This window comes from Bacillus sp. FSL R5-0576, from assembly GCF_038004765.1.
GTDB classification, from domain to species: Bacteria; Bacillota; Bacilli; order Bacillales; family Bacillaceae; genus Bacillus; species Bacillus subtilis.
Genome location: NZ_JBBORU010000001.1, coordinates 1,980,730 through 2,003,677 on the forward strand (window position 1 = coordinate 1,980,730; position 22,948 = coordinate 2,003,677).

Below are 22,948 nucleotides of genomic sequence, written 5' to 3' on the forward strand. Positions count from 1 at the left end.
CGCTTTCTTTTATTTATGCCCAAATGTTTAGAAAAACGAAACCGACAAAAAAAGAATAGGCCCGGCGTTCATTGCTTTTTATACATAAAATGTTATAATTTCTCTCGTTATGAAAAAGAAACGGAGATCAATGTATGAAAGAAACTCAAAATGCCCGGGAAAAAATCAAACAGCTCTTGCACATTTTAATACCGATATTCATTACCCAGGCGGGGCTTTCTCTAATGACTTTTCTAGATACGGTGATGTCAGGGAAAGTCAGCCCCGCTGATTTAGCGGGTGTCGCGATTGGCTCAAGCCTTTGGACCCCTGTTTACACAGGACTTGCAGGTATATTAATGGCGGTCACCCCGATTGTCGCTCAGTTATTAGGTGCAGAGAAAAAACAGAAGATCCCCTTTACTGTTTTACAGGCTGTATACGTGGCCGCGCTTCTTAGCATCGCCGTTTTAGTGATTGGATATGCTGCAGTTGACCTTATTCTTGGCCGATTGAACCTTGATATTCACGTGCATCAGATTGCTAAACACTTTTTAGGCTTTTTATCACTGGGAATTTTCCCTTTATTTGTTTACACCGTGTTGAGATCATTCATCGACTCATTAGGAAAAACGAGAGTCACCATGATGATTACACTCAGTTCTCTTCCAATCAATTTTGTATTGAATTATGTATTTATCTTCGGGAAGTTCGGAATGCCGGCACTTGGGGGTGTAGGCGCGGGGCTGGCATCCGCGTTAACTTATTGGTGTATCTGCATCATCAGTTTTTTCATTATTCATAAAAACGCACCGTTTTCTGAATACGGGATTTTTCTTACCATGTATAAGTTCTCTTGGAAAGCATGCAAAAATTTGCTCAAAATCGGGCTGCCTATTGGGTTCGCCGTGTTTTTTGAAACGAGCATTTTCGCAGCTGTCACGCTTCTAATGAGCCATTTTCATACAGTGACCATCGCGTCCCACCAGGCAGCCATGAATTTTGCGTCTCTTTTATATATGCTGCCGCTTAGCGTGTCCATGGCTCTAACAATTGTTGTCGGGTTTGAAGCTGGTGCAGCCCGTTTTAAGGATGCACGCTCATATAGCTTAATCGGCATCATGATGGCGATCGGCTTTTCTTTGTTCACTGCCGCCTTTATCCTTTTATTCAGAGAGCAAATTGCGGGCATGTACACTTCTGACCCCGATGTGCTCCGGCTGACACAGCACTTTTTAATTTATGCGCTATTTTTTCAGCTTTCCGATGCTGTTGCCGCACCGATCCAGGGAGCACTCAGAGGGTACAAAGATGTGAACTATACGCTTGCGGCCGCTTTTGTCTCTTACTGGGTCATTGGCCTTCCGGTCGGTTATATGGTCGGTACGTTTACAAGCCTCGGTGCATTCGGCTATTGGATTGGATTAATAGCGGGACTCGCCGCCGGAGCAGTTGGGCTGTTTTTCAGGCTGGCAAAACTGCAAAAACGTTATTCGCAAAAACAACACATTTAAAAGAGGTGATCAATCATGGCAAAAAACAAAAAATTATTCGAGTATCTTTCCCAGCATGCGGAAACCATCAGTTCAACATGGTATGAAACAATCGAGGAGACTGATCCCAATTCCATTTATGCCTCAACAGACCCTGTTGTCATTCACAATTTAAAGAGCCAGAATCTTGCCTTTAACTATAAAATAAACCGTATTTTTATAGATGATGAGGACATATACTTGCCTATACTGAAAGAATGGGCCTTTGAAGTCACACAGGATCAAGAGCATTTAAAAACTCCTATCCACTATATTATTCGGGAGTTTGTCAGAGTGAGAGATTTATATGTTTCTTATGTGAAAGAATTTGTCCATCTCAATCAGGATACTGTGAAAAGCGAAGAAGCCGAAGACCTGTATCACGCCCTTATAAAAGCGTTTGATCTTGTGATTCATATTTTTATAGAAGAAATGTACAAAAACACAAGCCTTCAGCTTCAGGCCCAAAAAGATATGATTACTGAATTGAGCGCTCCGGTCATCGTGCTGTTTCACAGCGTCGGACTGCTGCCTTTAATCGGAGATATTGATACAGTCCGCGCCAAGCTGATTATGGAAAACACACTGCATCAATGTGCGAAAAAAAAGGTGACACAACTGTATATTGATTTGTCAGGAGTAGCTGTGATTGATACGATGGTTGCCCATCAGCTGTTCAGTCTGATTGAGGCGCTTCGTTTAATCGGTGTTTCTTCAACTTTGTCTGGAATCCGTCCGGAAATCGCGCAAACAGCGGTTCAGCTAGGTTTGTCTTTCGAAGGTATTTCCTTGAGATCCACTCTCGCTTCAGCAATTGCATCGGACTTAAAATTAAAAAAGGTATAAGGCTTAAGGCCTTATACCTTTTTGATTAATCATTCCATTGATACGTCCAATATATTTCTTCTTCAAACCATGTTGCCATAACAGGTTCATTATTTTTCAATTTCTCTTCAAGCTCTCTGAGCATGCCTTCTGTTTGTGTGCGGTGAGCTCTTAACGCATTCATTTTAATATCAGCTACTTCTTTGATATCAAGCACGACATCAGCTTCGCCGAGAACCTCTTCTCTGTTGCGGGTAATGGCCATGCAGATTGTACGCGGACGGTCTTCTTTCTTTTTGCGGTACAATGCACGGATAACCGCTTCCCCGCATGCATCATGGTCAGGGTGCACACCGTGTCCGGGATAAAATGTGACAATTAAACTTGGTTTTACATCATCTATGATCTCTTCCATGATATCAGCTAGATACTCATCGTCTTCAAATTCGAGCGTTTTGTCACGGAGTCCAAGCATACGAAGGTCATTGATATCCATTTCTTTGCAGGCATTGATGAGCTCTTGTTTTCTTAATAGCGGCAACGTTTCACGATTCGCGAAAAATGGATCGCCCATATTTCTGCCCATTTCACCTAAAGTGGCGCAGGCATACGTAACGGGAATGTCTTTTTTTCTGTTTAAGGCAATGAGGCCTGCCACTCCATATGATTCATCATCAGGGTGAGGCAGGATTACTAGTACATGTTCTTTCATTATTATTCACCCTTTTCTTTAAACTGTGAACGGTTTTTCGCTGATTTGCAGAGAAATAGCCAGTTTACCGCCCGGCAGATGTCCCGCCATTAATAAACGGTTTTCTTCATCTACCGTGTATTCAGTCAAGCCTTCAGCATAAATCCAGCCTTCTTCTGTTTTCAAGCCAACGCGGTAAGGTCCGTTGCCTTTGATTTTTGCCTGATGATAAGTGACTTTTGCATTGCGGATATACGCAACAACCGTCATGTTCTTTTCATTTAAGTGCGCTGAATAAGAACCTGTGGTGGTTTCTAAATGGATATATACAGGGCGGTCCGCATATCGTTCTAAAGATGCTTGCACATCTTCTTTTATGATCGCTTTCATGATTGCTCCCCTCTTTCTTCTTTTAAATACTCTGCACGTTCTGTATGTAATTTGACCAGCTGATATTTCACAGCCGGTTCGAGCTGTGAATTCACAATGCGCTGAATCGCGGCAAAATATTTTTCCAGCATCGGTTTTCGGAGTCTTGGATGTGTTCGTTTATCCAAGAGCTCAAGATCAATCGCCTCTGCTACCGCTTCTGCGTCATCATGTGCGAGAGATCGGTTATTCCAAAGTGAAGCATAGGCTTTCACTATCTCTTTATCATTGTCCATCGTCTTGCTCCTTTATGTCTTACATACATGAAATGATTATACATAATATATGCATCAGCTGAAAAGCCAAAGGCCTCAATGGCTTTTTGACGCCCGTTTCCACTTCACTTGTGAAAACGTAAACAAGAGCAGCGCAGCCCATATACAGCTGAATGTAAAAGCCTTCGAGCTTGAAAATGGCTCATGGTAAACAAACAGCCCGATCAGCAGGGTAATGGTCGGCGCAATATATTGTAAGATACCGACTTGATACAGTGGTAGCCGTTTCGCTCCTTCCGCAAACAATAAGAGCGGCAAAGCCGTAAACACACCGGCCAAAAAGAGAAGCAGCCACGTCCCTCCGCTTTCTGCACCCGCTGGCTGATCATGTCCACTGAACAGCAAATACCCCAATGCAATGGGCATAATCATGAATGTTTCCAGCGTTAATCCGATGGCGCTCGGCAGGCTTGTTCTTTTTTTGCTTAACCCGTACAGCCCAAAGCTGAATGCAAGCAGAAGCGCAACATAAGGAATGGAGCCGTATTGGAACGCCGAGATGATGACACCGGCTGCCGCAATCGAAACGGCCACTAATTGCAGGCGATTCAGCTTTTCCTTTAAAAATAAAATCCCAAGGAGCACTGATACAAGCGGATTAATGTAATAGCCAAGACTAGCCTCAAGCAAAAAGCCATGGTTGACAGCCCATATGTATACAAACCAGTTGATCGAAATCAGGATAGAAGCAAGAAATAAAGAGAGGATCCCTCCGTTCTTTTTCAGAGAGCGCAGCTCCTGCCATCCTATTTTCCATTGCCGCAAGAAAAAAAGTACGATACACATAAAAACAAAAGACCATATAATACGATGAGCCAAAATATCAAGAGCCGGCAGCTGTTCGAGAAGCTTCCAATAGAGTGGAAACAGGCCCCACATGATAAAGGAAACGGCTGTGTAAATAACGCCTTTTTTTGTTTCTGAATATTGCATTTATATCCCTGCCTTTCTTTAGAGCATCTTATATTATATCACGTGAAAGATCTGGCGGGCATATACTATTTTGTCCGTGAAGAAAGGATGTGAAGACAATGTTTGAGTGGAACAAGTACTTTCCTTTCCACAATCAATTTTCTAAAGAAGCATTAAAAAAAGCTGATCCGAAAGAAGTTGAAACGTATGTCAATCGTGTGATGGAAAGTGTGTTCGGCAGTGATTATGCGGCTCAATTTCCTTTCCGCGATCCTCTCCCCCAAAAAGAACAGCCCGCCAAACCTGATGCAAAACCTGATGTCAAACCTGATATTGATATATTCGAAACTGCAGACCATGTGTTTGTAAAGGTGCCAATCAGCGAAGAATGGCTGGAACAAGTGAGAATCAAACACACATCTCACGAATTATGGTTGGAAAACTTCCCAAGAGCAGATCATCCGAAAAAAGTAAACCTTCCTTGTTTAGTCAAACGCAAAGGAACAAAAGCCGTCTATAAGGATGGCCTTCTGGAAGTCATGTTTCAAAAGCAGCAAGACTACAATATGTCCGAGGTAGAAATCATCCGATAAAAAACGGCCTGCAATCGATGCAGGCCGTTTTTATTAATAGAAGCCGGGATATCCCCCGTATGGCACGCCGGCACCAAAACCGTACGGTCCGCCTCCATATCCATAAGGGCCAGGAGGATAGGCATAGGGACGAGAATAGTTAAACAGCGCACTCCCGAGAAAACCGCCTAATAAACCGCCGACTAGAGGAGCGCCAAACAAAAAAGGACTACGCGCCGGATATCCGGCTGGACCTGGGATTCCGCGTAAATACGAATGATGAGGGTACATGATTTTTTCCTCCTTTATGTCTGCCTATACGTAAAGTATTCAGCAAGGAAGAAAAACGATTGGGCTACGGACTGTCTATGATTGTTACATCACAAGCCCTGCCAATAACACACAGCCGAGTCCTGTAACCGAAAGAACTGTTGTAAGCAACGTCCAGGTTTGAAATGTTTCTTTCATGCTCAAGCCGAAAAATTCCTTTACCATCCAAAATCCTGCATCATTTACATGACACGCAATGACACTGCCGGCTCCTGTTGCAAGCACCATTAACGCAGGGTTTACACTGCCAGCCTCCATAAGCGGAGCTGCCATTCCCGCTGTGGTAAGCGCAGCCACGGTAGCAGAGCCTAGACACAGACGCAGAACCGCGGCGATGGTCCATGCAACGAATAGCGGCGACATGTTTGTTTGACGGAAAAAATCAGCGACATAATCGCCGACTCCGCCGGCAATCAGCACCTGTTTAAACGCTCCTCCCCCTCCTATGATGAGCAGCATCATCGCAATTTGCGAAATTGATTCTGAAATAGATCTGCTGATTTCCTGCATAGATATTTTACGGGCATATCCCATCGTATAGAGTGCAAGCAACAGCGAAATGAGCATTGCCGTTCCCGGAGTGCCGATAAATTCTATAATGTCTTTTCCTTTTGAATGTTCACTCAATAATAAAGAAAAAATTGTTGCCATTGCCATAAAGATAACCGGGAATAAAGACGTGACAGCACTGATCGCAAAGCCCGGTGTTTCATCCAGCTGAAATTCTTTCCTTGGTCCTAACCCCGATAGGTTTCCATGCTTTTGATACGCACCAGGAAACCGTTTCATCGCAAATTTATTAAATAATGGCCCGGCAATCACAGTTGTCGGAACAGCGATGATGATTCCAAAAAGCAGCACCTGGCCAATATGGGCACCGTATGCAACTGAGATAGCAGTTGGAGCAGGATGCGGGGGCAAAAATCCGTGAGTAACATTTAAGGCGGCGGCCATCGGGATTCCCAGATACAGAAAAGGCATTTTTAATTCTTTAGCAATCGCGTAAACAATCGGTATCAACAGAACAAGACCCACTTCAAAAAACAGCGCAATACCGATGATAAAAGAGGCAACTACAACCGCCGCCTGTATTCGTTTCCTCCCGAATTTGTCAATCAGCGTAATGGCGATCCGATAGCCGCCCCCAGCATCTGAGACAAGCCTCCCAAGCATCGCGCCAAGTCCAAACACTAAAGCTAAATGCCCCAGCTGCCCGCCAATTCCAGCCTCAATTGAAAGAACAATTTTATTGATATCCATTCCAAGTCCGATGGCAACTAAAAATGAAACGACAATCAGTGAGACAAAGGTATTTAATTTTACTTTAATAATGAGAAATAACAGAATCAGCACTCCGACAGCTACAATTAAAATCGGCATGGTACCCCTCCAAAAGTGTTTTATATGATTCTCGCGACAATGTTTTGGCGCTTTTCATGCCTAGATGAACAGAAAGCGCTTTCATTAATAACTAAAAACGTCTTGGTTATATGATTGTTATCTTTTGATCAACTAATATGTTCATACTAATCTCCTAATCAATGACTGTCAATCGTTTTTATGAGCTTGTCTCGATTACCTACCACCTAACTCAATGATTTATTAGTTATATGTTGATTAACTTTTGGTTATATGTTATGTTTTTTAAAGTTGACTGCCAATCATTATATCTCTCCATTGTCTGGAAGCAAATGAGACAATATGAGAACAGACGGATAACAACTTCACAAGAGGAGGAGTACACATGCCATTATTGCGTTTTGATGTAATTGAAGGCCGTGACGAAAAATCGCTGCAATTGTTATTAGATACTGCTCACCAAGCGATGGTTGAAGCGTTTGGTGTTCCGGAAAGAGACCGTTATCAAATTGTCCATCAGCATCCCGCAAACGAGCTTATAATCCAGGATACGGGATTAGGGTTTCAGAGAACCAAGGATCTGGTCATCATTAGCATGACAAGCAAAGCAAGAACCGAAAGCCAAAAGGAAAAATTGTATGCTCTGCTTGCTGAAAGGTTAGAAGAAAAATGCGGAATTTCCCCTGAAGACCTCATGGTATCTATTACTGAGAATGGTGACGCAGACTGGAGTTTCGGTCTCGGTGAGGCGCAATTTTTGAATGGAAAACTATAAGATTTCGTCTCCCCATAAAAAAAAGAGAGAGCTCCAAAGAAGCTCTCTCTTTTTTTCATAAATGCGGAAGTCATCAGTATAGAAGCATCCAGCAATACGAAAAACCTGGATCTCCTTTTAGATTCGGTTTAAATGCCAATTGGAAGCTGACTTTGGCCGAAAATATAAAATTTTGCTGATTTGCATAATAAGATAACTCATAATCCCCATTTACAACAGGTTGGATGCTATAACTTATTGATCATTTCCATGAACATGACACTTTTGCCAATCCGGAAATGTCAGTCTGACAAATATAAAAAGTCATGTAAACGGGTGTGAACCGTACTTACATGACTCACCATGGAAACAAAGGCTCTTTTTCAGGTGCCGCTTTCCTTATTTCTCTTCTTCACACACTGTGTCACCAGGCTCGCAAAATTGATCGGCCCATGCCTGCATTTCTTGAAATACAGCTTGAAGCGCTGTTCCTTTTTCAGTTAGCGTGTAGATGACTTTGACCGGCGTTTCAGGGAGAACCTGCCGTTCGACAATCTCGTTTTGTTCAAGCTCCTTCAAGCGCTCTGCCAACATTTTTTGGCTGATCATCGGTATTGTTTCCGTTATCTCTTTAAACCGTTTCGGCCCATCCATTAGCACATGGATGATCAGACCGTTCCATCGTTTTCCCAGCAATGAGAATGCGGATTCCATTTTAGGGCACATCGTATTTCCCACAAGTCTTCATCCCTTCATCTATTGATTGACATGTATTCAATGATCCATTACAATAATCTTTCAAGTTACATTTAGTAAGCTTCTAACTTTTCTATTATCATACCACGTTTATCCGAAGGAGGAAACACTATGACGAATACTCTGGATGTTTTAAAAGCACGTGCATCTGTAAAGGAATATGATACAAATGCCCCGATCTCTAAGGAGGAGCTGACTGAGCTATTAGACCTTGCCGCTAAAGCGCCTTCTGCTTGGAACCTTCAGCATTGGCATTTTACAGTATTCCACAGCGATGAATCAAAAGCGGAGCTTCTTCCTGTAGCGTATAATCAAAAACAAATCGTTGAGTCTTCTGCTGTTGTTGCCATTTTAGGCGATTTAAAGGCAAATGAAAACGGTGAAGAAGTTTATGCTGAATTAGCAAGCCAAGGCTATATTACGGATGAAATCAAACAAACATTGCTCGGCCAAATCAACGGTGCTTACCAAAGCGAGCAATTCGCACGTGATTCCGCTTTCTTAAATGCTTCTTTAGCTGCTATGCAGCTTATGATTGCCGCAAAAGCAAAAGGTTATGACACTTGCGCAATTGGCGGATTTAACAAAGAGCAGTTCCAAAAGCAATTTGATATCAGTGAGCGCTATGTTCCGGTTATGCTTATTTCAATCGGCAAAGCAGTGAAGCCTGCCCATCAAAGCAACCGCCTGCCACTTTCAAAAGTATCAACTTGGCTGTAAGGATATGAAAAACCTTAGTCCGAAATCCGGACTAAGGTTTTTTTATACAATCGCCTCTTTGTACCATTCACGAGCTTGTTCAGCTTCATGCTGAGTCAGCTGATGGCCCCCGTCCTGCCAGTAAACGGAGGCTGATGCCCCGCTGTCACGTAAATAGCGGTAAAGCTCTTCTGATTCTTCCTTCGTGCAGAGAGGGTCGTATTTCCCGGCACCGATAAAAACAGGGAGCCCCGCCATATCAGGCAGCTCGATACCTCGAATCGGAACCATTGGGTGATGCAGAATAGCCCCTTTTAACACATCTTTATAATGAAAAAGCAGGCTTGCCGCAATGTTTGCGCCGTTTGAATAACCGACTGCAATCACTCGGCCGCGATTAAACTGATGCGTTTCTGCAGCCTCGTCGATAAAATCTTTCAATTCTCTTGTCCGCACCACAAGATCCTTTTCATCAAAAACTCCTTCACTCAGACGTTTGAAAAATCGCGGCATTCCATTTTCAAGCACCGATCCTCTGACACCAAGCAAATGGGCATCAGGGTCTATAAACCGCCCCAATGAAAGCAGATCGTGTTCATTACCGCCCGTGCCATGCAACAGCAAAAGTACGTTGTCAGATGTTCCTTTTTCATAAATATGCTTCATTATAAATTCCCCCTATTAAAGTTCAGGTAAAATGTCTGTAATTTGTTGTCTATGTTTCTCCAGCCATTCAGGCAGTTTTAAGGAAGTCCCTAGCTCAGCAAACGTTTCATCTGTCATAAAGCCTGGTTCATCTGTGGCAATTTCAAATAAGATACCGCCTTTCTCCCTGAAATAAACTGATGTAAAGTATTCCCTGTCGAGAATTTCTGACGAAGGCAGATGGTTTTCAGCAATAATCGGCAGCCATTTCGCCTGTTCGTTTTTCTTTGTCCGAAACGCTACATGGTGTACCGTACCATACCCTCCGACTCCTCTTTTTTCAGGATGTAAATGGACATCAATGACACCGCCGACGGCCGCTGAGGATGCCAGTCTGACAATCTGGTCTTCTTCGGCCACTTTGGTGTATCCAAAGCTTTCCGTTAACAATTGTATGGTCGCCTGCGGGTCGTAGGAATATAGCAGCACACCTTTCATTCCCGTAATTGCTTCATTTGTTGTGATCCCGTCAGGCGTCCACTCGCTTTTGCCGCTTTTCGCATCCTCCATGATCGCCAGCGGAAGGTCTTCTGTATCATCAAAAATAAGACCTTTTTCACCAAACAACGTTTTTTCCTCTAGGCTCAGCCCGCTTTTCTCAAGACGCTCCTTCCAAAAAAACAGGGAGCCTGAGGGAACTGAAAAGTACACCCGGCCCGCTTGGCCTTTTCCTACCGTTCCCTGTCCGCTTCCTTGGAACGGAAAAAAGGTCATTATTGTACCGGGATCTCCGTTTTGATTCCCAAAGTAAAAATGATACGTTCCGGGATCATCAAAGTTTACTGTTTTTTTAACAAGCCTGAGCCCAAGCACTTCTGTATAAAATCGCAAGTTTTCTTGCGGATCTCTGGCGAATGCTGTGACATGGTGCAATCCTTCTGTTTTCATTTTCTCACTCCTATTTATCTCGATTTCAAGATATTTATTATTTTAAACCTTTATTGAAAAGGATGCAAACCATGTGTTTTGATTAAATAATTGAAAAAATCATTTTTTTCTAATAATTATCTTGTGATCTTTTCTTACAACTGCTATTATAGTGAGCATTATCATGTTTCAGGAGGAAAGTAAATGGTTAAAAAAGCACTTATTGTTATTCTCATTCTTTTGCCATTCGTTCAGCTCGCGCTTTTGCCGCTTGTGAATCGAATAGAACCGATTATGTTCGGCCTGCCGTTTTTCCACTTTTGGCTGCTGCTGTGGATTATTGTTACGCCGTTATGCTCGTTTGGCATTTATCAGATGCAAAAAAAAGATGGAGGACTTGAATAATGCAAGGGAATCTGACTGCACTTCTCATTACTGCTATTATTGTTTTAACCGTTGTCTGTATCGGCTTTCTTGCCGGAAGAGACAAATCCTCACGCACTTCTGTGGAAGAATGGTCTGTCGGCGGCAGACGCTTCGGCGGTCTTCTCGTCTGGTTTTTAGTAGGCGCTGACCTTTATACGGCCTATACTTTCTTAGGGTTGACCAGTACTGCTTTTACAGGCGGAAGTGTTGCATTTTTCGCCATTCCTTATTCTGTGTTGGCCTACTTTATCGCCTACTTCTTCTTGCCAAAACTTTGGAAAGTTGCGAAAATTCATAAATTAACAACACTCGCGGATTATGCCCGGGAACGTTTTAACAGTAAGCTTTTGGCAAGCCTCGTTGCCATCGTCGGGGTACTCATGCTTATTCCGTACATATGCCTTCAGCTGAGTGGCATTCAAGACACGCTTCAGGTTGCCGGCACCGGATATATTAAAGAAGCAACGGTTATCGGATTATTAGCCGGCCTAGCGGTAACGTTTATTGTGTATATCACTCAATCCGCACATGGCATTTATGAAGGATTCTGGGGATTGGCCGCCAACATGATCGCTGTGGTTATCCTGAATCCGCTGTTCGTTAAAAACGCGGGATCCAATCCTGTCATTGAAGGTTTATTTGGCAAAAAACAAGACGCTAATCCAAATCAAAAGGGTGCATAAAAAAACCATACGCGGCAGCCGCGTATGGTTTTTTTTACATTTCTTTTTTCAGTGTTTCAATTGCCTTTTCCATTTGCGTATCATTATCAGACAGCTTCTTTTGAAGTTCTATCATTAATTTCGTTGTTGTATCGCCAGTCAGTATGCCTGTTTCATTCAGCTTCTCTTTTTTCTGGAACTGTTTGACGACAGATACAAAATCCTGGTCATACGTACTGTTAACCTTTACCTTGTAACCAAGTGCTTTGAGCATTTTCTGAGCCACTTTGACGTTTGTGCCTGTATCACCTGATTTGTACGTTTTATCTGCGTCCAAATACGGCAGCTTCGCGTAATCAGGCAGCTCTGCTTTCACTTGAGGCTTGATGCCTTTTTTGTGAATCCATTCGCCGTCAGCAGTCAGCCATTTGGCAACTGTCAGTTTGACGGTAGAGCCATCATCATATTCTTTTGCCGTTTGTACTGTACCTTTGCCGAATGTCGTCTCGCCGATTAACGGTACGTCTGACGATTCATGAAGGGCAGCGGCCATAATCTCGGCTGCGCTTGCTGTACCGTCATTTACTAAAACGACGGTCGGCTTGGTCACTTTCCGTTCTTTTTCGGCCTTCATGACTTCTTTTGAACCGTTTTTGTATTCAACCTGCATGATGTTTTTCCCTTTATCAATGAACAGGTTGCTCATCGTAATCGCCTGTTCCATTAAGCCGCCCGGGTTGCCTCTCAAATCTAAAATATAGCCTTTGGCGCCTTTTTTCTCTAAACTGTCAATCGCATCTGTCAGCTCTTTAGCTGTTGTTTCAGAGAAAGAAGTGATTTGAATTTCTCCGATGTTGTTGTCTTTCATCTCTGAATAGACAGTCTCTACAGGAATGGTATCGCGCTTAATGGAAAGATCGATATTCCCCACTCCCGCTCTGTTCAGTTCAAGCTTCACCTTTGTGCCCTTTTTGCCTCGGATTAAAGCGACGGCTTCATTTACATTCATGCCTTTTACGCTTTTTCCATTCACCTTAATGATTTGGTCTCTCGGTTTGATACCGGCTTTTTCAGCAGGTGAACCTTTAATTGGGGATACAATAAGGATTTCTCCGTCTTTCTCCTCTACTTGGGCTCCGATTCCTTCAAAAGATGCTGAAATCGTCTCGTCGAATGATTTCGCTTGCTCTTGATCCATATATGTAGAGTACGGATCATCCAGTGATTGAATCATTCCTTTAATTGCTCCGTCTACTAATTTGTCATCATCTGTTTTTTGGTAATAATCACTTTTGATTTGCTCATACGCTTTATTTAATTTGTCGAACTTACTGTCTCCTGTGCTTGCTGATTTTTGGCCCAGGATACTGGAATTGCCCGTAATAAATAAAGTAAGCGCCGAAGCGACAACTGCAGTGATCAGCACAATAAAAAACAGTTTTAATTGCCGTTTCAATTAAACACCACCTTTTTCTTCTTACATTATTATCATGGACGAATTCTTATTCGTCAACTCGGAGCAGAAATGAAAGAGAAACGCCCTTCTTTTGCTTTTCATAAACCTATGTCTTTATACGACATATGATAAGGAAAAAGGAGGATTCGATATTGAGCCGATATTTAGAAATGCTGTCCTTATTCGGTGTCGCAGGGGCGCACCCAGGCGGGCTGGCTTTTTCAAAAGCGGTCTTGCAAAAGGCTGCGCCCTCCCCGGATCAGCCGATTCTTGATGCCGGATGCGGAACAGGGCAAACGGCGGCTTATTTAGGACATTTGCTGTATCCTGTAACAGTCGTTGATAAAGATCCTATTATGCTTGAGAAAGCGAAAAAAAGATTTGCGAATGAAGGGCTTGCCATCCCTGCATATCAGGCGGAGCTGGAACATCTCCCGTTTTCTTCTGAGTCCTTTTCCTGCGTCCTGTCAGAATCGGTCCTCAGTTTTTCACGCCTGACATCCTCTCTTCAAGAAATTTCAAGAGTTTTAAAACCCGGCGGGATGCTGATTGGTATCGAAGCTGCTTTAAAAAAACCGATGCCCCCTGCAGAAAAGAAGCAAATGATGGATTTTTACGGATTTACTTGCTTACATGAAGAAAGCGAATGGCATAAACTCCTAAGATCCTATGGCTTTCAAAAAACAGAAGCGATGACACTTCTTCCGGAAGACATGGAATTTGAACCAACCACAGAAATGGATTTATCGCAAACGATTGATCCCATCTATTACGATACGCTTCAAACACATTATCAGCTCATGCAGTTATATAGTGAGTACATGGGTCATTGTATTTTTATCGCGTACAAGTAAAACGGCGTATCGCCCCCTGTTTTCGTCCAACCTTTTTTTCCTATCTATCATATGCTGATAGAAAGTCAGGATAGGAGGGGAACAATATTGGAGAGATATTATCATCTTTGCAAAAACCATCAAGGTAAAGTCGTCAGAATTACAGAGAGAGGCGGGAGAGTTCACGTCGGCAGAATTACCCGTGTAACAAGAGACAGAGTTTTTATAGCTCCGACCGGCGGAGGGCCAAGAGGTTTCGGTTACGGATATTGGGGCGGTTATTGGGGATACGGAGCAGCTTACGGTATTTCCCTCGGTTTAATTACAGGGGTCGCTCTTGCTGGTTTATTCTTCTGGTAAGCATAGAACAAATGCTAGATTCACCAGACACAATGAAGCCCGCTTATCTAGTGTAAGCGGGCTTTTCATTTTAAATTTTCTTCACTTTTTCAAAGTACTCTTCAAGCGTTAAATCATTATCTTGGATGACCTTTGCGGCTTTTTTGCCTACATAGCGCAGATGCCATGGCTCATATTCATATTTCGTGATATCTTCTTTATTTTTCGGATAGCGAATGATAAAGCCATATTTATAAGCATTGTCCTGCACCCATTTCCCGTCTGCCGTGCTTCCGAACGCTTCATTTAGCTCAAAGCCATTGCTCCGGCTCGAAATGTCCATCGCGAGGCCTGTTTGGTGCTCGCTTTCACCCGGGTAAGCAACCGCTTCCTTTGCCTTCTTTTCCCCTTTTAGGCTTACTTCATTGTCAAAAATGACTTTCTGTCTGTCATACGAACGGTACCCTGAGACAGCTGCCAGTTCATAGCCTTCCTTTTTGGCAGCATCGAACATTGTTTTTAATGCGTCGGCCGCTTCTTTTCTGATGTAACGTTTTTGAATCTTTTCTTCAAAAGAAAACTCTACATCTGGTATGACAAGATCGCTAGGTTCATAGTTTCCGGGCAGTGCATATTGTTTATTGACAAGCGCGAGTATATTTTCTGGATTTTGAATGGTTTCCAGACCATCGACTTTTTTAATATCATTGAAATACTGGCTTTCCAAGGAAAACTCACTGTTTTGAGTGTTTGATTTTTTGCTGTCAGCTGTTTTTTGTTCTGTTTGCTTTGTTTCTGCTGTGGTTTTCGTATCCTTTTGAGCATCTCCGTTCGACATGCTGCAGCCGGCTCCGACTATTGCCGTTACACTCAGAGCGGCAGCCAGTGAGAACCATTTACCTGACTTTTTCATATTACATTACCTTCCTTTTATCAATCGTTTCCGCATTCATAAAGAAGAGGCTGCCGGCACCCAGCACGCCTCTTGATATATTTTATTGTGATACGGAATGTAAAGCCACTTCTATCATATCATGAAATGTCGTTTGACGCTCTTCCGCTGTCGTTTCTTCTCCTGTTAATACGTGATCACTCACGGTGAGAATTGACAGGGCTTTTCTTCCGTGCTTCGCTGCTAATGTATACAATGCAGTTGTTTCCATTTCAACGCCAAGCACACCGTATTTTGCAAGTTTTTCAATTTGTGAATCGTCGTTGTAGAACTGGTCAGCTGTAAATACGCTTCCTACAGTCACCGGCACACCTTTATCCTTTGAGGCATCATAGGCATTTTTTAAAAGCTCGAAATCTGCGCAAGGCGCAAAATCAATGCTTCCAAAAGCGACTCTGTTCATTTGTGAATCAGTTGAGGAGGTCATCGCCAAAATGACGTCTCGCACTTTGACATCTTTACGAATAGCGCCGCAAGAACCGACTCTTATTAGATTTTGCACATCGTAGCTTTGAATTAATTCATTCACATAAATTGAAATAGACGGAACACCCATTCCCGTGCCTTGTACTGAGATTTTTTTACCTTTATATGTACCCGTAAATCCATACATGCCTCTGACTTCATTGTAGCATTCTACATTTTCAAGATACGTTTCTGCAATAAATTTTGCTCTGAGAGGATCTCCCGGCAAAAGCACTGTATCCGCAATTTGTCCTTTTTCAGCACCTATATGTACACTCATCTCATATCCTCCTGTAAATCAAAATTATCATCCAGCCCGTCCATTTTACAACGAATGTCATGATGAAACAAACTTCAGCATTGATTATAAAGGAATATGTCGAAAAAAGAAATGTTCGAGGATCTGTTAGGCACTTCCTCAGAAAAACGGATAATCGGGGTGTTAATTTGAAAACCTAACCGCAGGAAGGAGGGGTGGGACATGGGTAAAAAACATCGTAACCGGATCACCGGCCAAAAAAAGAACAATCATATACCTGAAAAAGATATCATTGCAGCTGAAGAAGCACACGGGAAAGAATATTCTGCTGCCAAACGCAAGCCTTAAAACTGCAGAAAACTGCGGGTTTCCGCAGTTTTCTTTTCATTATGTCGTTTGTACAATCAGACGATTGATTTTCCTCCAGCCGGCGGGAAGCAGTTGATAATATGTTTTCCCTTTTCTGCCTTCATCAATCAGGATCACGTCCCCTGTGGCCATGAATCTTGCATCATAATCACTCGGAACAGTGTCGAATACATTAAACAAAGAGAATGCTCTTTTCAGCACGTCTTGATGATCGCTCCCGTTCAGTTCAGTTCGATAGACGGCTCTGTAGCCCTTTTTTTCGCCAAACCGGGGTGTCTGAAATATTGTCACGTCATAGGAACAAGACTTCTTTTTAAACACGGATAACATCATCAAGATCCCCTCCCTTTTATTTCTTTAACATATTGGCGTTTTTGCTGTGTTTTCCTCTCTCTATTTTTGTCGAAACCGCTTAATCTTTTCGTCAAAACCTTTTACTAGGAAAAACAGAAGCAAGCCGAGGCTAAAGCCTCCTAACACGTCTGTCACAAAATGAACCCCCAGATACACTCTGCTTATGCCGACTAAAACAGCAATTACACCGGCTATGATATATACCATTTTTTTATGCTTGGACAAAAACGGGAGGTGTTTCACTAAAAAGTAAGCAATAACAGGATAGACACAAGCAGCATTCATGGAATGGCCGCTCGGAAAACTGAAGGATGATTCATGAACCAGCGGTGCAAAATCAGGCCTCACTCTTTCGATCCATTCTTTTAAGACTTTGTTTAACAGCCGATCTGTGCCGAATATCAAGAGCATCAACAGGCCGTCCCATGTTTTTCTGTAGAAAAACAGGCCTGCTCCAATGATGACAATTAGAGGGAGCAGAAAAGAAGAAGCACCAAGATGCGTGATCCCCGTCATGACTTCATTAAGCCATGGCTGACGGATCAAAACAGCTGCCTTGCTTATTGCTTCATCTGCAGATTGAACAGCATTTGTATGAATGGCCGCAGCTAGAATGAGAAAGAAAAGAAACAAACTAACGGGCTTGTACAATTTTAACCACCTCAATTTTCACAGAAGTCATAGAACATGAATAATAAAACCGGAGCTGACCGCTCCGGTTTTAAGCCTCACTCATCTTCATCCAGCTCTTCATCTATCATACATTTTTCTATCAAATAATCAAAGGTAATATCAGCGATTTCAAACAGCTCATCCTCACTCGGTATGTAGCCCCGTCTTGCAAGCTCTCTGTAAAAAAATTCAGCGATTTCTTCCGTATCAATCACAAGATCTATTTCTTTCATCTCCGTACCGCCTCCTTTTTTATGTTTTATGAAAAAACAGGCTGAATTATACCCGGTGTTCTAAACAATTCTTTCAGTCATATATTGAATAAAAAACGAGCCATGGGAGGCTGACGCTATGATTGCTAAAATGATGGAAGCACTGGACGGAGAAAGATTTGATATCATAATGGAAAAAACGCTCAAAGGAATGACGCGTGTGATGATTTGGGGCTGTCTGCCATATTTTTTATATGTCTTGATCCGTATGTTCACAAACTAACTGAAATGCTCTTTTAAACTTTCCAAAACAAACATCATCATGTCTTTATATTCTTCATCATGAAACATTTCGTACAGAATTTTGTAGTCATTATAAATATCCAGAAGCTCATCAACAATTGACACAGCAAGGATGTGAAGGGTATCTTGATCTTCATCATCGCCTTCAAACTGAAGAAGAGCAGACGATGCGATATCTTCGCCGATCTCATGGCCAGTTTCTCCGACATAATGGACAAACAACAGCTGATGCACAAACTGGTCCATTTCATATTTTCTAAGCACCAGCGTGAGATCCTCTTCCTCCGTTTCAAGCCACTCTCCATCCTTTAAACGGGTCAGCTCATAAATGATATCTTCCCAGCCATCTTCTAAATATCTCCAAATTTCTGTTCTATGGCCGATAATGCGAAAGAGTTCTTTTCCATAATCTTTTACATAAACAACGTCCCCAATAAGGAATTCATATTCAATATCAAGCTTCTCCATGTCGACAATGACACCCTCATAATCTTTATAAAGCTGAATAGATGATTCAAAGTATAAAACTTCGTTATGATTGACTTCATAAAGATAGTGTTTATCAATTTGGTGTACTTTTGTGATGGTGCCGACTGTTCCATACATAATGACGACTACGATATCCCCTACTTGGAATTTCGGTTTGTTTTGCTTCATGGTGTCTCCCCCTCGCCGCAACATTTCTCATACGCTATCGTATGCCGGGTGAAGCCAATTCGCATGGGCATGAAAACCAAAGGAAATATCCAATTATGGTATGGGTATGGACATAAAAAAATCCGCAGTGATCTGCGGATGAAACAGCTATTATCTGCCGTGCACTTCAGACTCGTATTGATCCCAAGCTTCATCAAACGTCGCCATCGTGTGAAGGTAATCAGCATTCAGCTCCAAATATGAACTGATTTCATGATAATCGGTTGATGTTTTTGGAAAGCTGTGATCCTCATACGCCTGATTGGCAAATTCACTGATGCTGTCCTTCGGCTTAGGGTGTCTGTATTTCAATAAATAGTGATAAAAGGATTTCATGGGTTTCCCCTCCTGGTGTCTGTCTTTTGTTGTTCTATTATACAGTTCAAGTGTAAAATTACAACAAAAGAATACTGAAACATGACTCAGGAGAAGTCAAAATAGTTGCGTTTCAAAATTCTTTCTGTCTCCATGATCTGCTGATATGTCAGGCTTTCAAGCAGTTTTTTTGTTTGAATTAAAAGAAGCTGATCCTCAATCTCCTTAACCGTGTTTTCCTCTTGATAGGTCATACCGCAGGAAGAACATACCATGGCAGGAGTGTCTGTCAGTTCTATAGCCCTCGTTCCATCAGGAAGCTCCCAGTACACCGTGTTCCTGCCGGGCACTGCTTCAAGCTCGCCGCACCATTCGCATGTTTTCATGAAGAATCCCCTCCGCATTCAGTCTCTTTCTGCTTTTTCTGCTGCGCCAAAAATTTCTTTTCTTTGAGCTGATCTCTTTTCTCACGACGGTCTTTTAATGTTTCATGCTCCGGATTTGCGATGTATGCCTCTCTCCTTTTGATTCTGTCTACATTTTCAGGTGTAAACGAAACTTCTTTGTCAGCAAAAATGGCACTCAGCCCGATCGGCTCCTTTTTGTCAGCGGTTTCAGGAAAAACGGACTCAAAATAGGCGTCTGCCTGATTGGGGATATAATTCTCTGGTTCCGGATATGACGTAATCACACCTTCAAAATTTCTTAAGATCACTTTGTCAGGACTTTGTGACAGGACATAGTTTGGCTGCAGGGCGATTTTACCTCCTCCGCCTGGTGCGTCAACGACAAAGGTAGGAACCGCATAGCCTGAGGTATGACCTCTCAGCCCTTCAATGATCTCCAAACCTTTGGAAACAGGAGCTCTGAAATGCCCGATTCCCTCTGACAGATCACATTGGTAAATATAATAAGGACGGACTCTGATTTTTACCAAGTCATGCATGAGCTTTTTCATAATTGGAACCGAATCATTAATACCTGCTAATACGACAGCCTGATTTCCGACCGGCACTCCCGCGTTCACCAGCTTTTCACATGCCTCAACGGATTCTTCTGTCATTTCGATGCTTGTGTTAAAATGGGTATTCAGCCAGACCGGATGATATTTTTTCAATATCTCGCACAGATGATCGGTAATGCGCTGCGGAAAGACAACGGGCGCTCTTGTTCCGATTCTGATGACTTCCAGATGCGGAATGCTGCGCAGCTCTTTTAAAATATATTCTAAAATTTGGTCGTTGATGAGCAGCCCATCACCGCCTGAAATTAAACAATCGCGGATTTCGGGTGTTTCCCGGATATAAGCAATTGCAGCATCAAGCTGTTTTTTGGGGACGCCCATTCCGATTTGTCCGGAAAAGCGCCTTCTTGTGCAGTAGCGGCAGTACATGGAACATTGATTCGTGACAAGAAACAGCACACGGTCGGGATAGCGGTGTGTCAGACCGGGTACCGGTGAATCTTCATCCTCATGAAGCGGGTCTTCCAGATCGTATTTTGTTTTGTGCATTTCTTCAGAAAGCGGCACAGACTGCATGCGTACCGGGCATCTCGGATTGTCGGGGTCCATTAAAGAAGCATAGTAAGGTGTAATATTTAAGGGGATCGTTTTGGTAGAAATTCTGACGCCTTCCTCTTCATCCTCGGTCAGATTGATGACTTTCTTTAAATCATCTAACGTTCTTACAGTGTGTGTCAGCTGCCAAAGCCAATCGTTCCATTTCTCTTCCGGAACGTCCTTCCATAACTCGATCTCCTTCCAATGCCGTTTCGGTTTATACCATTTGTTTTTCAAACGAACTCCTCCTCGCGCATATTTTGACTTACAGTTGCTTGCACCAAATATTCATGTTTTCAAGGCCTTCGGCTATAAAGCAATTATTGATCAGCCTTCCGCCATACTGATAACCTGAATGGTACAACACAGCATTCATCCCAAAAGACGAAGCACGGGCGAGAGAAAATACATGAAAGATATCCTTTCCAGCCATTTCTTTTTCTAACGCCTCGATTAAAAAGCTTGTTAACGAATGGCCGCGATATTCCGGCAGCACAGCGCAATCGGTTATTTCTGCATGCCCAAGCTCTGGATTGATTTCTGCGCTTGCTGCGCTGATCAGGCGGTCATGATCAAGCATGATATAATACACCGTATTTGCATTCATCGTCTTTTCAATATAAGCGGGGTCAAATACCGGTGTTGGGTACGTGCGGAATACTTTTTTATACAGCATCGATAGCTGGTACATGTCGTTTGTTTCTGCTTTTCTCATCGTAAAAACGGGTGTACTGTCGTTGCGAAGACGGGGCGCTGTGCGATATATGGCTTCGATGATCTCCTGTTCCTCTGTATAAGAATCTGTTTGTCTCCGGCTTTCTGAAAGGTAACGTACCATGACACAAGCCGAATAGCCGAGATAATAGCCCTTTAGATAGCCCTCCGGCGCAAATAATTGTTTGGCAAGGATCGGCTCATCATGCTGCTTCGCATAGACGATGATTTTTTCTGCATTCTCTTCTTTTGCCGCTGCCACGATATCCGGCAGGGCCTTCTCAATAGCTCCGTCATAACGGACCACTCTGATTCGTTTATTAAAGCCGTCATGGTCCAAAACTGCTGTGACACCGCTACTCTTTATTGACTTGAGCATCCGCATCCTCCCCATCTGTATGAAGCCCGCACCAATCCATGACAAAAAGTGCAATAATTTTAGCAGATTCTATCATGGCTTCAACCTCAATGTATTCATTGGCCTGATGAGCCGTTTTTGTTTCCCCCGGCCCGAAAACGATCACTGGTGTATCTCCTGCATGGTACAAAAGCCCTCCATCCGTTCCCCACGGGGAAGCCTCAATAATCGGCTCTGTCTGTTTCATTTTTTGATAGGCTGATTGCAGCACAGAAATTAAAGGGTGATCATCAGGTAAATCATTCGGCAGCCATTGAGCGCCAAACCATTCGACTTGTACGGGATGGCGTTTAAACCATTCGTCATAGTATTCTAAATCCTTCAGCCAGTTTTCCAATTCAAGTTTTACAGCTTCTGGTTTCTCATGGGGAGCAATTCCGCATCTCCCTTCTATGACGACACGGTCTGCAACTGAAGATGGCCAGGCACCGCCCGAGATGGTGCCGATATTCACCGGTACCGGTATTGGGATATTGTCATACAGCGGATCTGAAATTCTCGCATTGCGGACTTTCTCCAGCTCTTGTATCGCTGTGATAACGTGCATGCTTTTTTCAATCGCGCTTACCCCTTCGTAGCGTGTGCCCCCATGTGCGGATAATCCCTTCACAGTGATCCGAAACCACATCGAACCCTGCTGCTTAATAAATAGTTTCATATTTGTCGGTTCAGGAATCAGCGCCCCGTCAGCACGATAGCCTCTCATGATGGCGGACAGTGTACCGGCGCCGCCGCACTCTTCATCTACAACACTCTGAAACAATACATCTCCCTTCAGTTTGACATCGCAGGCGTGCAGGGCTTCTAAAGCAAAAAGAAGGGCTGTATTGCCTCCCTTCATATCCGTTGAGCCGCGGCCGTATATTTTACCGTTTTCTTCGACAGCTTGATACGGTTCATACTTCCAATCCTTTACGCTTCCTTCAGGCACAACATCGATATGACCGTTCAAAATCAGGGACCTGCCTCCGCCGGCTCCCGTTTTTTTAGCCACGATATTCGGGCTCTCATGAAAATCGGATCGGTTAGATTTAAAGTAGGGATGCTGTTTTAATTGCTTTATGCTTGGCTCCCATACATCAATGTCCATCTGAAATTGCCGCAGCTTTTCAAGCACAACAGCTTGGGCGTTAAACTCTGACCCCAATGTGCTTTTTTCCCCAATCAGCCTTTTGAGAAGACGAATGGCTTTGGCCGAATGCTGACCAAGCCACCCGATTACTTTTCTTTCAATGTCTTGCATCCTCATTCCCCCTC

32 protein-coding genes are annotated in these 22,948 nt (G+C 43.1%); 11 read left to right on the forward strand and 21 right to left on the reverse strand.

Annotation, left to right across the window (positions count from 1 at the left end; translation table 11 throughout):
• The first annotated feature begins 134 nt into the window (after nucleotides 1–134).
• Together NX903_RS09845 and rsbRC are read left to right on the forward strand one after the other, a co-directional pair.
• A complete protein-coding gene (locus NX903_RS09845; protein WP_086343946.1) occupies nucleotides 135–1,493 on the forward strand; it encodes an MATE family efflux transporter in 1,359 nt (452 codons plus the stop codon).
• 15 nt (nucleotides 1,494–1,508) lie between these two features.
• Nucleotides 1,509–2,357: an RsbT co-antagonist RsbRC gene (gene rsbRC, locus NX903_RS09850; RefSeq protein WP_085187497.1), complete on the forward strand. Its 849-nt coding sequence runs from the start codon at nucleotides 1,509–1,511 to the stop codon at nucleotides 2,355–2,357.
• A 25-nt stretch (nucleotides 2,358–2,382) separates the two neighbouring features.
• On the opposite strand, the gene bshB2 is transcribed toward rsbRC, so the two are convergent.
• The 4 genes from bshB2 to rarD form a co-directional block, all read right to left on the reverse strand.
• A complete protein-coding gene (gene bshB2 / locus NX903_RS09855) occupies nucleotides 2,383–3,048 on the reverse strand; it encodes a bacillithiol biosynthesis deacetylase BshB2 (RefSeq protein ID WP_003231215.1) in 666 nt (221 codons plus the stop codon).
• Nucleotides 3,049–3,066: 18 nt separating this feature from the next.
• On the reverse strand, nucleotides 3,067–3,417 hold the full coding sequence (locus tag NX903_RS09860) for a YojF family protein (RefSeq protein ID WP_003231213.1): 351 nt from the start codon (nucleotides 3,415–3,417) through the stop codon (nucleotides 3,067–3,069).
• The gene (locus NX903_RS09865; protein ID WP_003231211.1) at nucleotides 3,414–3,692 is read right to left on the reverse strand and encodes a hypothetical protein; all 279 of its coding nucleotides are present in this window, start codon (nucleotides 3,690–3,692) and stop codon (nucleotides 3,414–3,416) included. The genes NX903_RS09860 and NX903_RS09865 overlap by 4 nt, the downstream gene beginning before the upstream one ends.
• 75 nt (nucleotides 3,693–3,767) lie before the next feature.
• Nucleotides 3,768–4,664, reverse strand: coding sequence for an EamA family transporter RarD (gene rarD / locus NX903_RS09870; protein ID WP_041849928.1), 897 nt, complete (start codon nucleotides 4,662–4,664; stop codon nucleotides 3,768–3,770).
• A 98-nt stretch (nucleotides 4,665–4,762) separates the two neighbouring features.
• On the opposite strand from rarD, the gene gerT reads away from it, so the two are divergent.
• The gene (gene gerT, locus NX903_RS09875) at nucleotides 4,763–5,236 is read left to right on the forward strand and encodes a spore germination protein GerT (RefSeq protein ID WP_015383878.1); all 474 of its coding nucleotides are present in this window, start codon (nucleotides 4,763–4,765) and stop codon (nucleotides 5,234–5,236) included.
• Between the two features lie 33 nt (nucleotides 5,237–5,269).
• Here gerT and NX903_RS09880 read toward each other — a convergent pair whose 3' ends face one another.
• Complete coding sequence (locus NX903_RS09880) at nucleotides 5,270–5,506, reverse strand: hypothetical protein (protein WP_004399366.1); 237 nt, start codon at nucleotides 5,504–5,506, stop codon at nucleotides 5,270–5,272.
• An 84-nt stretch (nucleotides 5,507–5,590) separates the two neighbouring features.
• Entirely contained in the window at nucleotides 5,591–6,925 is a 1,335-nt protein-coding gene (locus NX903_RS09885) for a gluconate:H+ symporter (protein ID WP_015251887.1), read from the reverse strand.
• A 364-nt stretch (nucleotides 6,926–7,289) separates the two neighbouring features.
• On the opposite strand from NX903_RS09885, the gene NX903_RS09890 reads away from it, so the two are divergent.
• Nucleotides 7,290–7,679 carry a tautomerase family protein gene (locus tag NX903_RS09890; RefSeq protein ID WP_014477090.1) on the forward strand — a complete coding sequence of 130 codons (390 nt, stop codon included), beginning with the start codon at nucleotides 7,290–7,292 and terminating at the stop codon, nucleotides 7,677–7,679.
• A 378-nt stretch (nucleotides 7,680–8,057) separates the two neighbouring features.
• Here NX903_RS09890 and yodB read toward each other — a convergent pair whose 3' ends face one another.
• Nucleotides 8,058–8,396, reverse strand: a complete 339-nt coding sequence (gene yodB / locus NX903_RS09895) for a transcriptional regulator YodB (protein WP_004399427.1) — start codon at nucleotides 8,394–8,396, stop codon at nucleotides 8,058–8,060.
• A 129-nt stretch (nucleotides 8,397–8,525) separates the two neighbouring features.
• Between yodB and NX903_RS09900 the strand changes: the two genes are divergently transcribed.
• A complete protein-coding gene (locus NX903_RS09900) occupies nucleotides 8,526–9,134 on the forward strand; it encodes a nitroreductase family protein (RefSeq protein WP_014477092.1) in 609 nt (202 codons plus the stop codon).
• A gap of 42 nt (nucleotides 9,135–9,176) precedes the next feature.
• Here NX903_RS09900 and NX903_RS09905 read toward each other — a convergent pair whose 3' ends face one another.
• Together NX903_RS09905 and NX903_RS09910 are read right to left on the reverse strand one after the other, a co-directional pair.
• On the reverse strand, nucleotides 9,177–9,779 hold the full coding sequence (locus NX903_RS09905) for an alpha/beta hydrolase (RefSeq protein WP_003231194.1): 603 nt from the start codon (nucleotides 9,777–9,779) through the stop codon (nucleotides 9,177–9,179).
• Nucleotides 9,780–9,794: 15 nt separating this feature from the next.
• Nucleotides 9,795–10,706: a ring-cleaving dioxygenase gene (locus NX903_RS09910; protein ID WP_086343947.1), complete on the reverse strand. Its 912-nt coding sequence runs from the start codon at nucleotides 10,704–10,706 to the stop codon at nucleotides 9,795–9,797.
• Nucleotides 10,707–10,889: 183 nt separating this feature from the next.
• Here NX903_RS09910 and NX903_RS09915 point away from each other — a divergent pair, with 183 nt between their 5' ends.
• Both NX903_RS09915 and NX903_RS09920 read left to right on the forward strand, forming a co-directional pair.
• Entirely contained in the window at nucleotides 10,890–11,090 is a 201-nt protein-coding gene (locus NX903_RS09915) for a DUF3311 domain-containing protein (protein WP_003231189.1), read from the forward strand.
• Nucleotides 11,090–11,794, forward strand: coding sequence for a sodium:solute symporter family transporter (locus NX903_RS09920; protein ID WP_144486670.1), 705 nt, complete (start codon nucleotides 11,090–11,092; stop codon nucleotides 11,792–11,794). The genes NX903_RS09915 and NX903_RS09920 overlap by 1 nt, the downstream gene beginning before the upstream one ends.
• Nucleotides 11,795–11,828: 34 nt before the next feature.
• Here the strand turns inward: NX903_RS09920 and ctpA are convergent, their stop codons facing one another.
• Nucleotides 11,829–13,229 carry a carboxy-terminal processing protease CtpA gene (ctpA, locus tag NX903_RS09925; RefSeq protein WP_015714111.1) on the reverse strand — a complete coding sequence of 467 codons (1,401 nt, stop codon included), beginning with the start codon at nucleotides 13,227–13,229 and terminating at the stop codon, nucleotides 11,829–11,831.
• 152 nt (nucleotides 13,230–13,381) lie between these two features.
• Here ctpA and NX903_RS09930 point away from each other — a divergent pair, with 152 nt between their 5' ends.
• Both NX903_RS09930 and NX903_RS09935 read left to right on the forward strand, forming a co-directional pair.
• Complete coding sequence (locus tag NX903_RS09930) at nucleotides 13,382–14,083, forward strand: class I SAM-dependent methyltransferase (RefSeq protein WP_015714112.1); 702 nt, start codon at nucleotides 13,382–13,384, stop codon at nucleotides 14,081–14,083.
• Nucleotides 14,084–14,170: 87 nt separating this feature from the next.
• Nucleotides 14,171–14,422, forward strand: a complete 252-nt coding sequence (locus NX903_RS09935) for a hypothetical protein (protein WP_014477099.1) — start codon at nucleotides 14,171–14,173, stop codon at nucleotides 14,420–14,422.
• 70 nt (nucleotides 14,423–14,492) lie between these two features.
• Here the strand turns inward: NX903_RS09935 and ldcB are convergent, their stop codons facing one another.
• Nucleotides 14,493–15,314, reverse strand: a complete 822-nt coding sequence (gene ldcB, locus NX903_RS09940) for an LD-carboxypeptidase LdcB (protein WP_014480046.1) — start codon at nucleotides 15,312–15,314, stop codon at nucleotides 14,493–14,495.
• An 82-nt stretch (nucleotides 15,315–15,396) separates the two neighbouring features.
• Complete coding sequence (gene deoD / locus NX903_RS09945; RefSeq protein ID WP_047182754.1) at nucleotides 15,397–16,098, reverse strand: purine-nucleoside phosphorylase; 702 nt, start codon at nucleotides 16,096–16,098, stop codon at nucleotides 15,397–15,399.
• A gap of 201 nt (nucleotides 16,099–16,299) precedes the next feature.
• Between deoD and NX903_RS09950 the strand changes: the two genes are divergently transcribed.
• On the forward strand, nucleotides 16,300–16,425 hold the full coding sequence (locus tag NX903_RS09950; protein ID WP_003231174.1) for a hypothetical protein: 126 nt from the start codon (nucleotides 16,300–16,302) through the stop codon (nucleotides 16,423–16,425).
• 39 nt (nucleotides 16,426–16,464) lie between these two features.
• On the opposite strand, the gene yodL is transcribed toward NX903_RS09950, so the two are convergent.
• From yodL to NX903_RS09965, 3 genes are all read right to left on the reverse strand, one after another.
• Nucleotides 16,465–16,779: a shape determination protein YodL gene (yodL, locus tag NX903_RS09955; RefSeq protein WP_004399431.1), complete on the reverse strand. Its 315-nt coding sequence runs from the start codon at nucleotides 16,777–16,779 to the stop codon at nucleotides 16,465–16,467.
• Nucleotides 16,780–16,839: 60 nt separating this feature from the next.
• On the reverse strand, nucleotides 16,840–17,451 hold the full coding sequence (gene pgpB / locus NX903_RS09960; RefSeq protein WP_024572726.1) for a phosphatidylglycerophosphatase PgpB: 612 nt from the start codon (nucleotides 17,449–17,451) through the stop codon (nucleotides 16,840–16,842).
• A gap of 77 nt (nucleotides 17,452–17,528) precedes the next feature.
• Nucleotides 17,529–17,705 (reverse strand): YozD family protein, encoded by a 177-nt coding sequence (locus NX903_RS09965; RefSeq protein WP_003231166.1) that lies wholly within the window; start codon nucleotides 17,703–17,705, stop codon nucleotides 17,529–17,531.
• 118 nt (nucleotides 17,706–17,823) lie between these two features.
• On the opposite strand from NX903_RS09965, the gene NX903_RS09970 reads away from it, so the two are divergent.
• A complete protein-coding gene (locus tag NX903_RS09970; RefSeq protein WP_003231164.1) occupies nucleotides 17,824–17,967 on the forward strand; it encodes a hypothetical protein in 144 nt (47 codons plus the stop codon).
• Here the strand turns inward: NX903_RS09970 and NX903_RS09975 are convergent.
• From NX903_RS09975 to NX903_RS10000, 6 genes are all read right to left on the reverse strand, one after another.
• Nucleotides 17,964–18,644 carry a hypothetical protein gene (locus NX903_RS09975; protein WP_014480050.1) on the reverse strand — a complete coding sequence of 227 codons (681 nt, stop codon included), beginning with the start codon at nucleotides 18,642–18,644 and terminating at the stop codon, nucleotides 17,964–17,966. The genes NX903_RS09970 and NX903_RS09975 overlap by 4 nt on opposite strands.
• A gap of 150 nt (nucleotides 18,645–18,794) precedes the next feature.
• The gene (locus NX903_RS09980) at nucleotides 18,795–19,019 is read right to left on the reverse strand and encodes a YozE family protein (RefSeq protein ID WP_003231160.1); all 225 of its coding nucleotides are present in this window, start codon (nucleotides 19,017–19,019) and stop codon (nucleotides 18,795–18,797) included.
• 86 nt (nucleotides 19,020–19,105) lie between these two features.
• Complete coding sequence (locus NX903_RS09985; RefSeq protein WP_086343948.1) at nucleotides 19,106–19,384, reverse strand: YokU family protein; 279 nt, start codon at nucleotides 19,382–19,384, stop codon at nucleotides 19,106–19,108.
• Nucleotides 19,381–20,796: a lysine 2,3-aminomutase gene (ablA, locus tag NX903_RS09990; protein ID WP_004399420.1), complete on the reverse strand. Its 1,416-nt coding sequence runs from the start codon at nucleotides 20,794–20,796 to the stop codon at nucleotides 19,381–19,383. Before ablA ends, NX903_RS09985 begins: the two co-directional genes overlap by 4 nt.
• A gap of 28 nt (nucleotides 20,797–20,824) precedes the next feature.
• Nucleotides 20,825–21,652, reverse strand: a complete 828-nt coding sequence (ablB, locus tag NX903_RS09995; RefSeq protein ID WP_086343949.1) for a putative beta-lysine N-acetyltransferase — start codon at nucleotides 21,650–21,652, stop codon at nucleotides 20,825–20,827.
• Entirely contained in the window at nucleotides 21,630–22,940 is a 1,311-nt protein-coding gene (locus NX903_RS10000) for a peptidase (protein ID WP_086343950.1), read from the reverse strand. The genes ablB and NX903_RS10000 overlap by 23 nt, the downstream gene beginning before the upstream one ends.
• Nucleotides 22,941–22,948 lie beyond the last annotated feature (8 nt).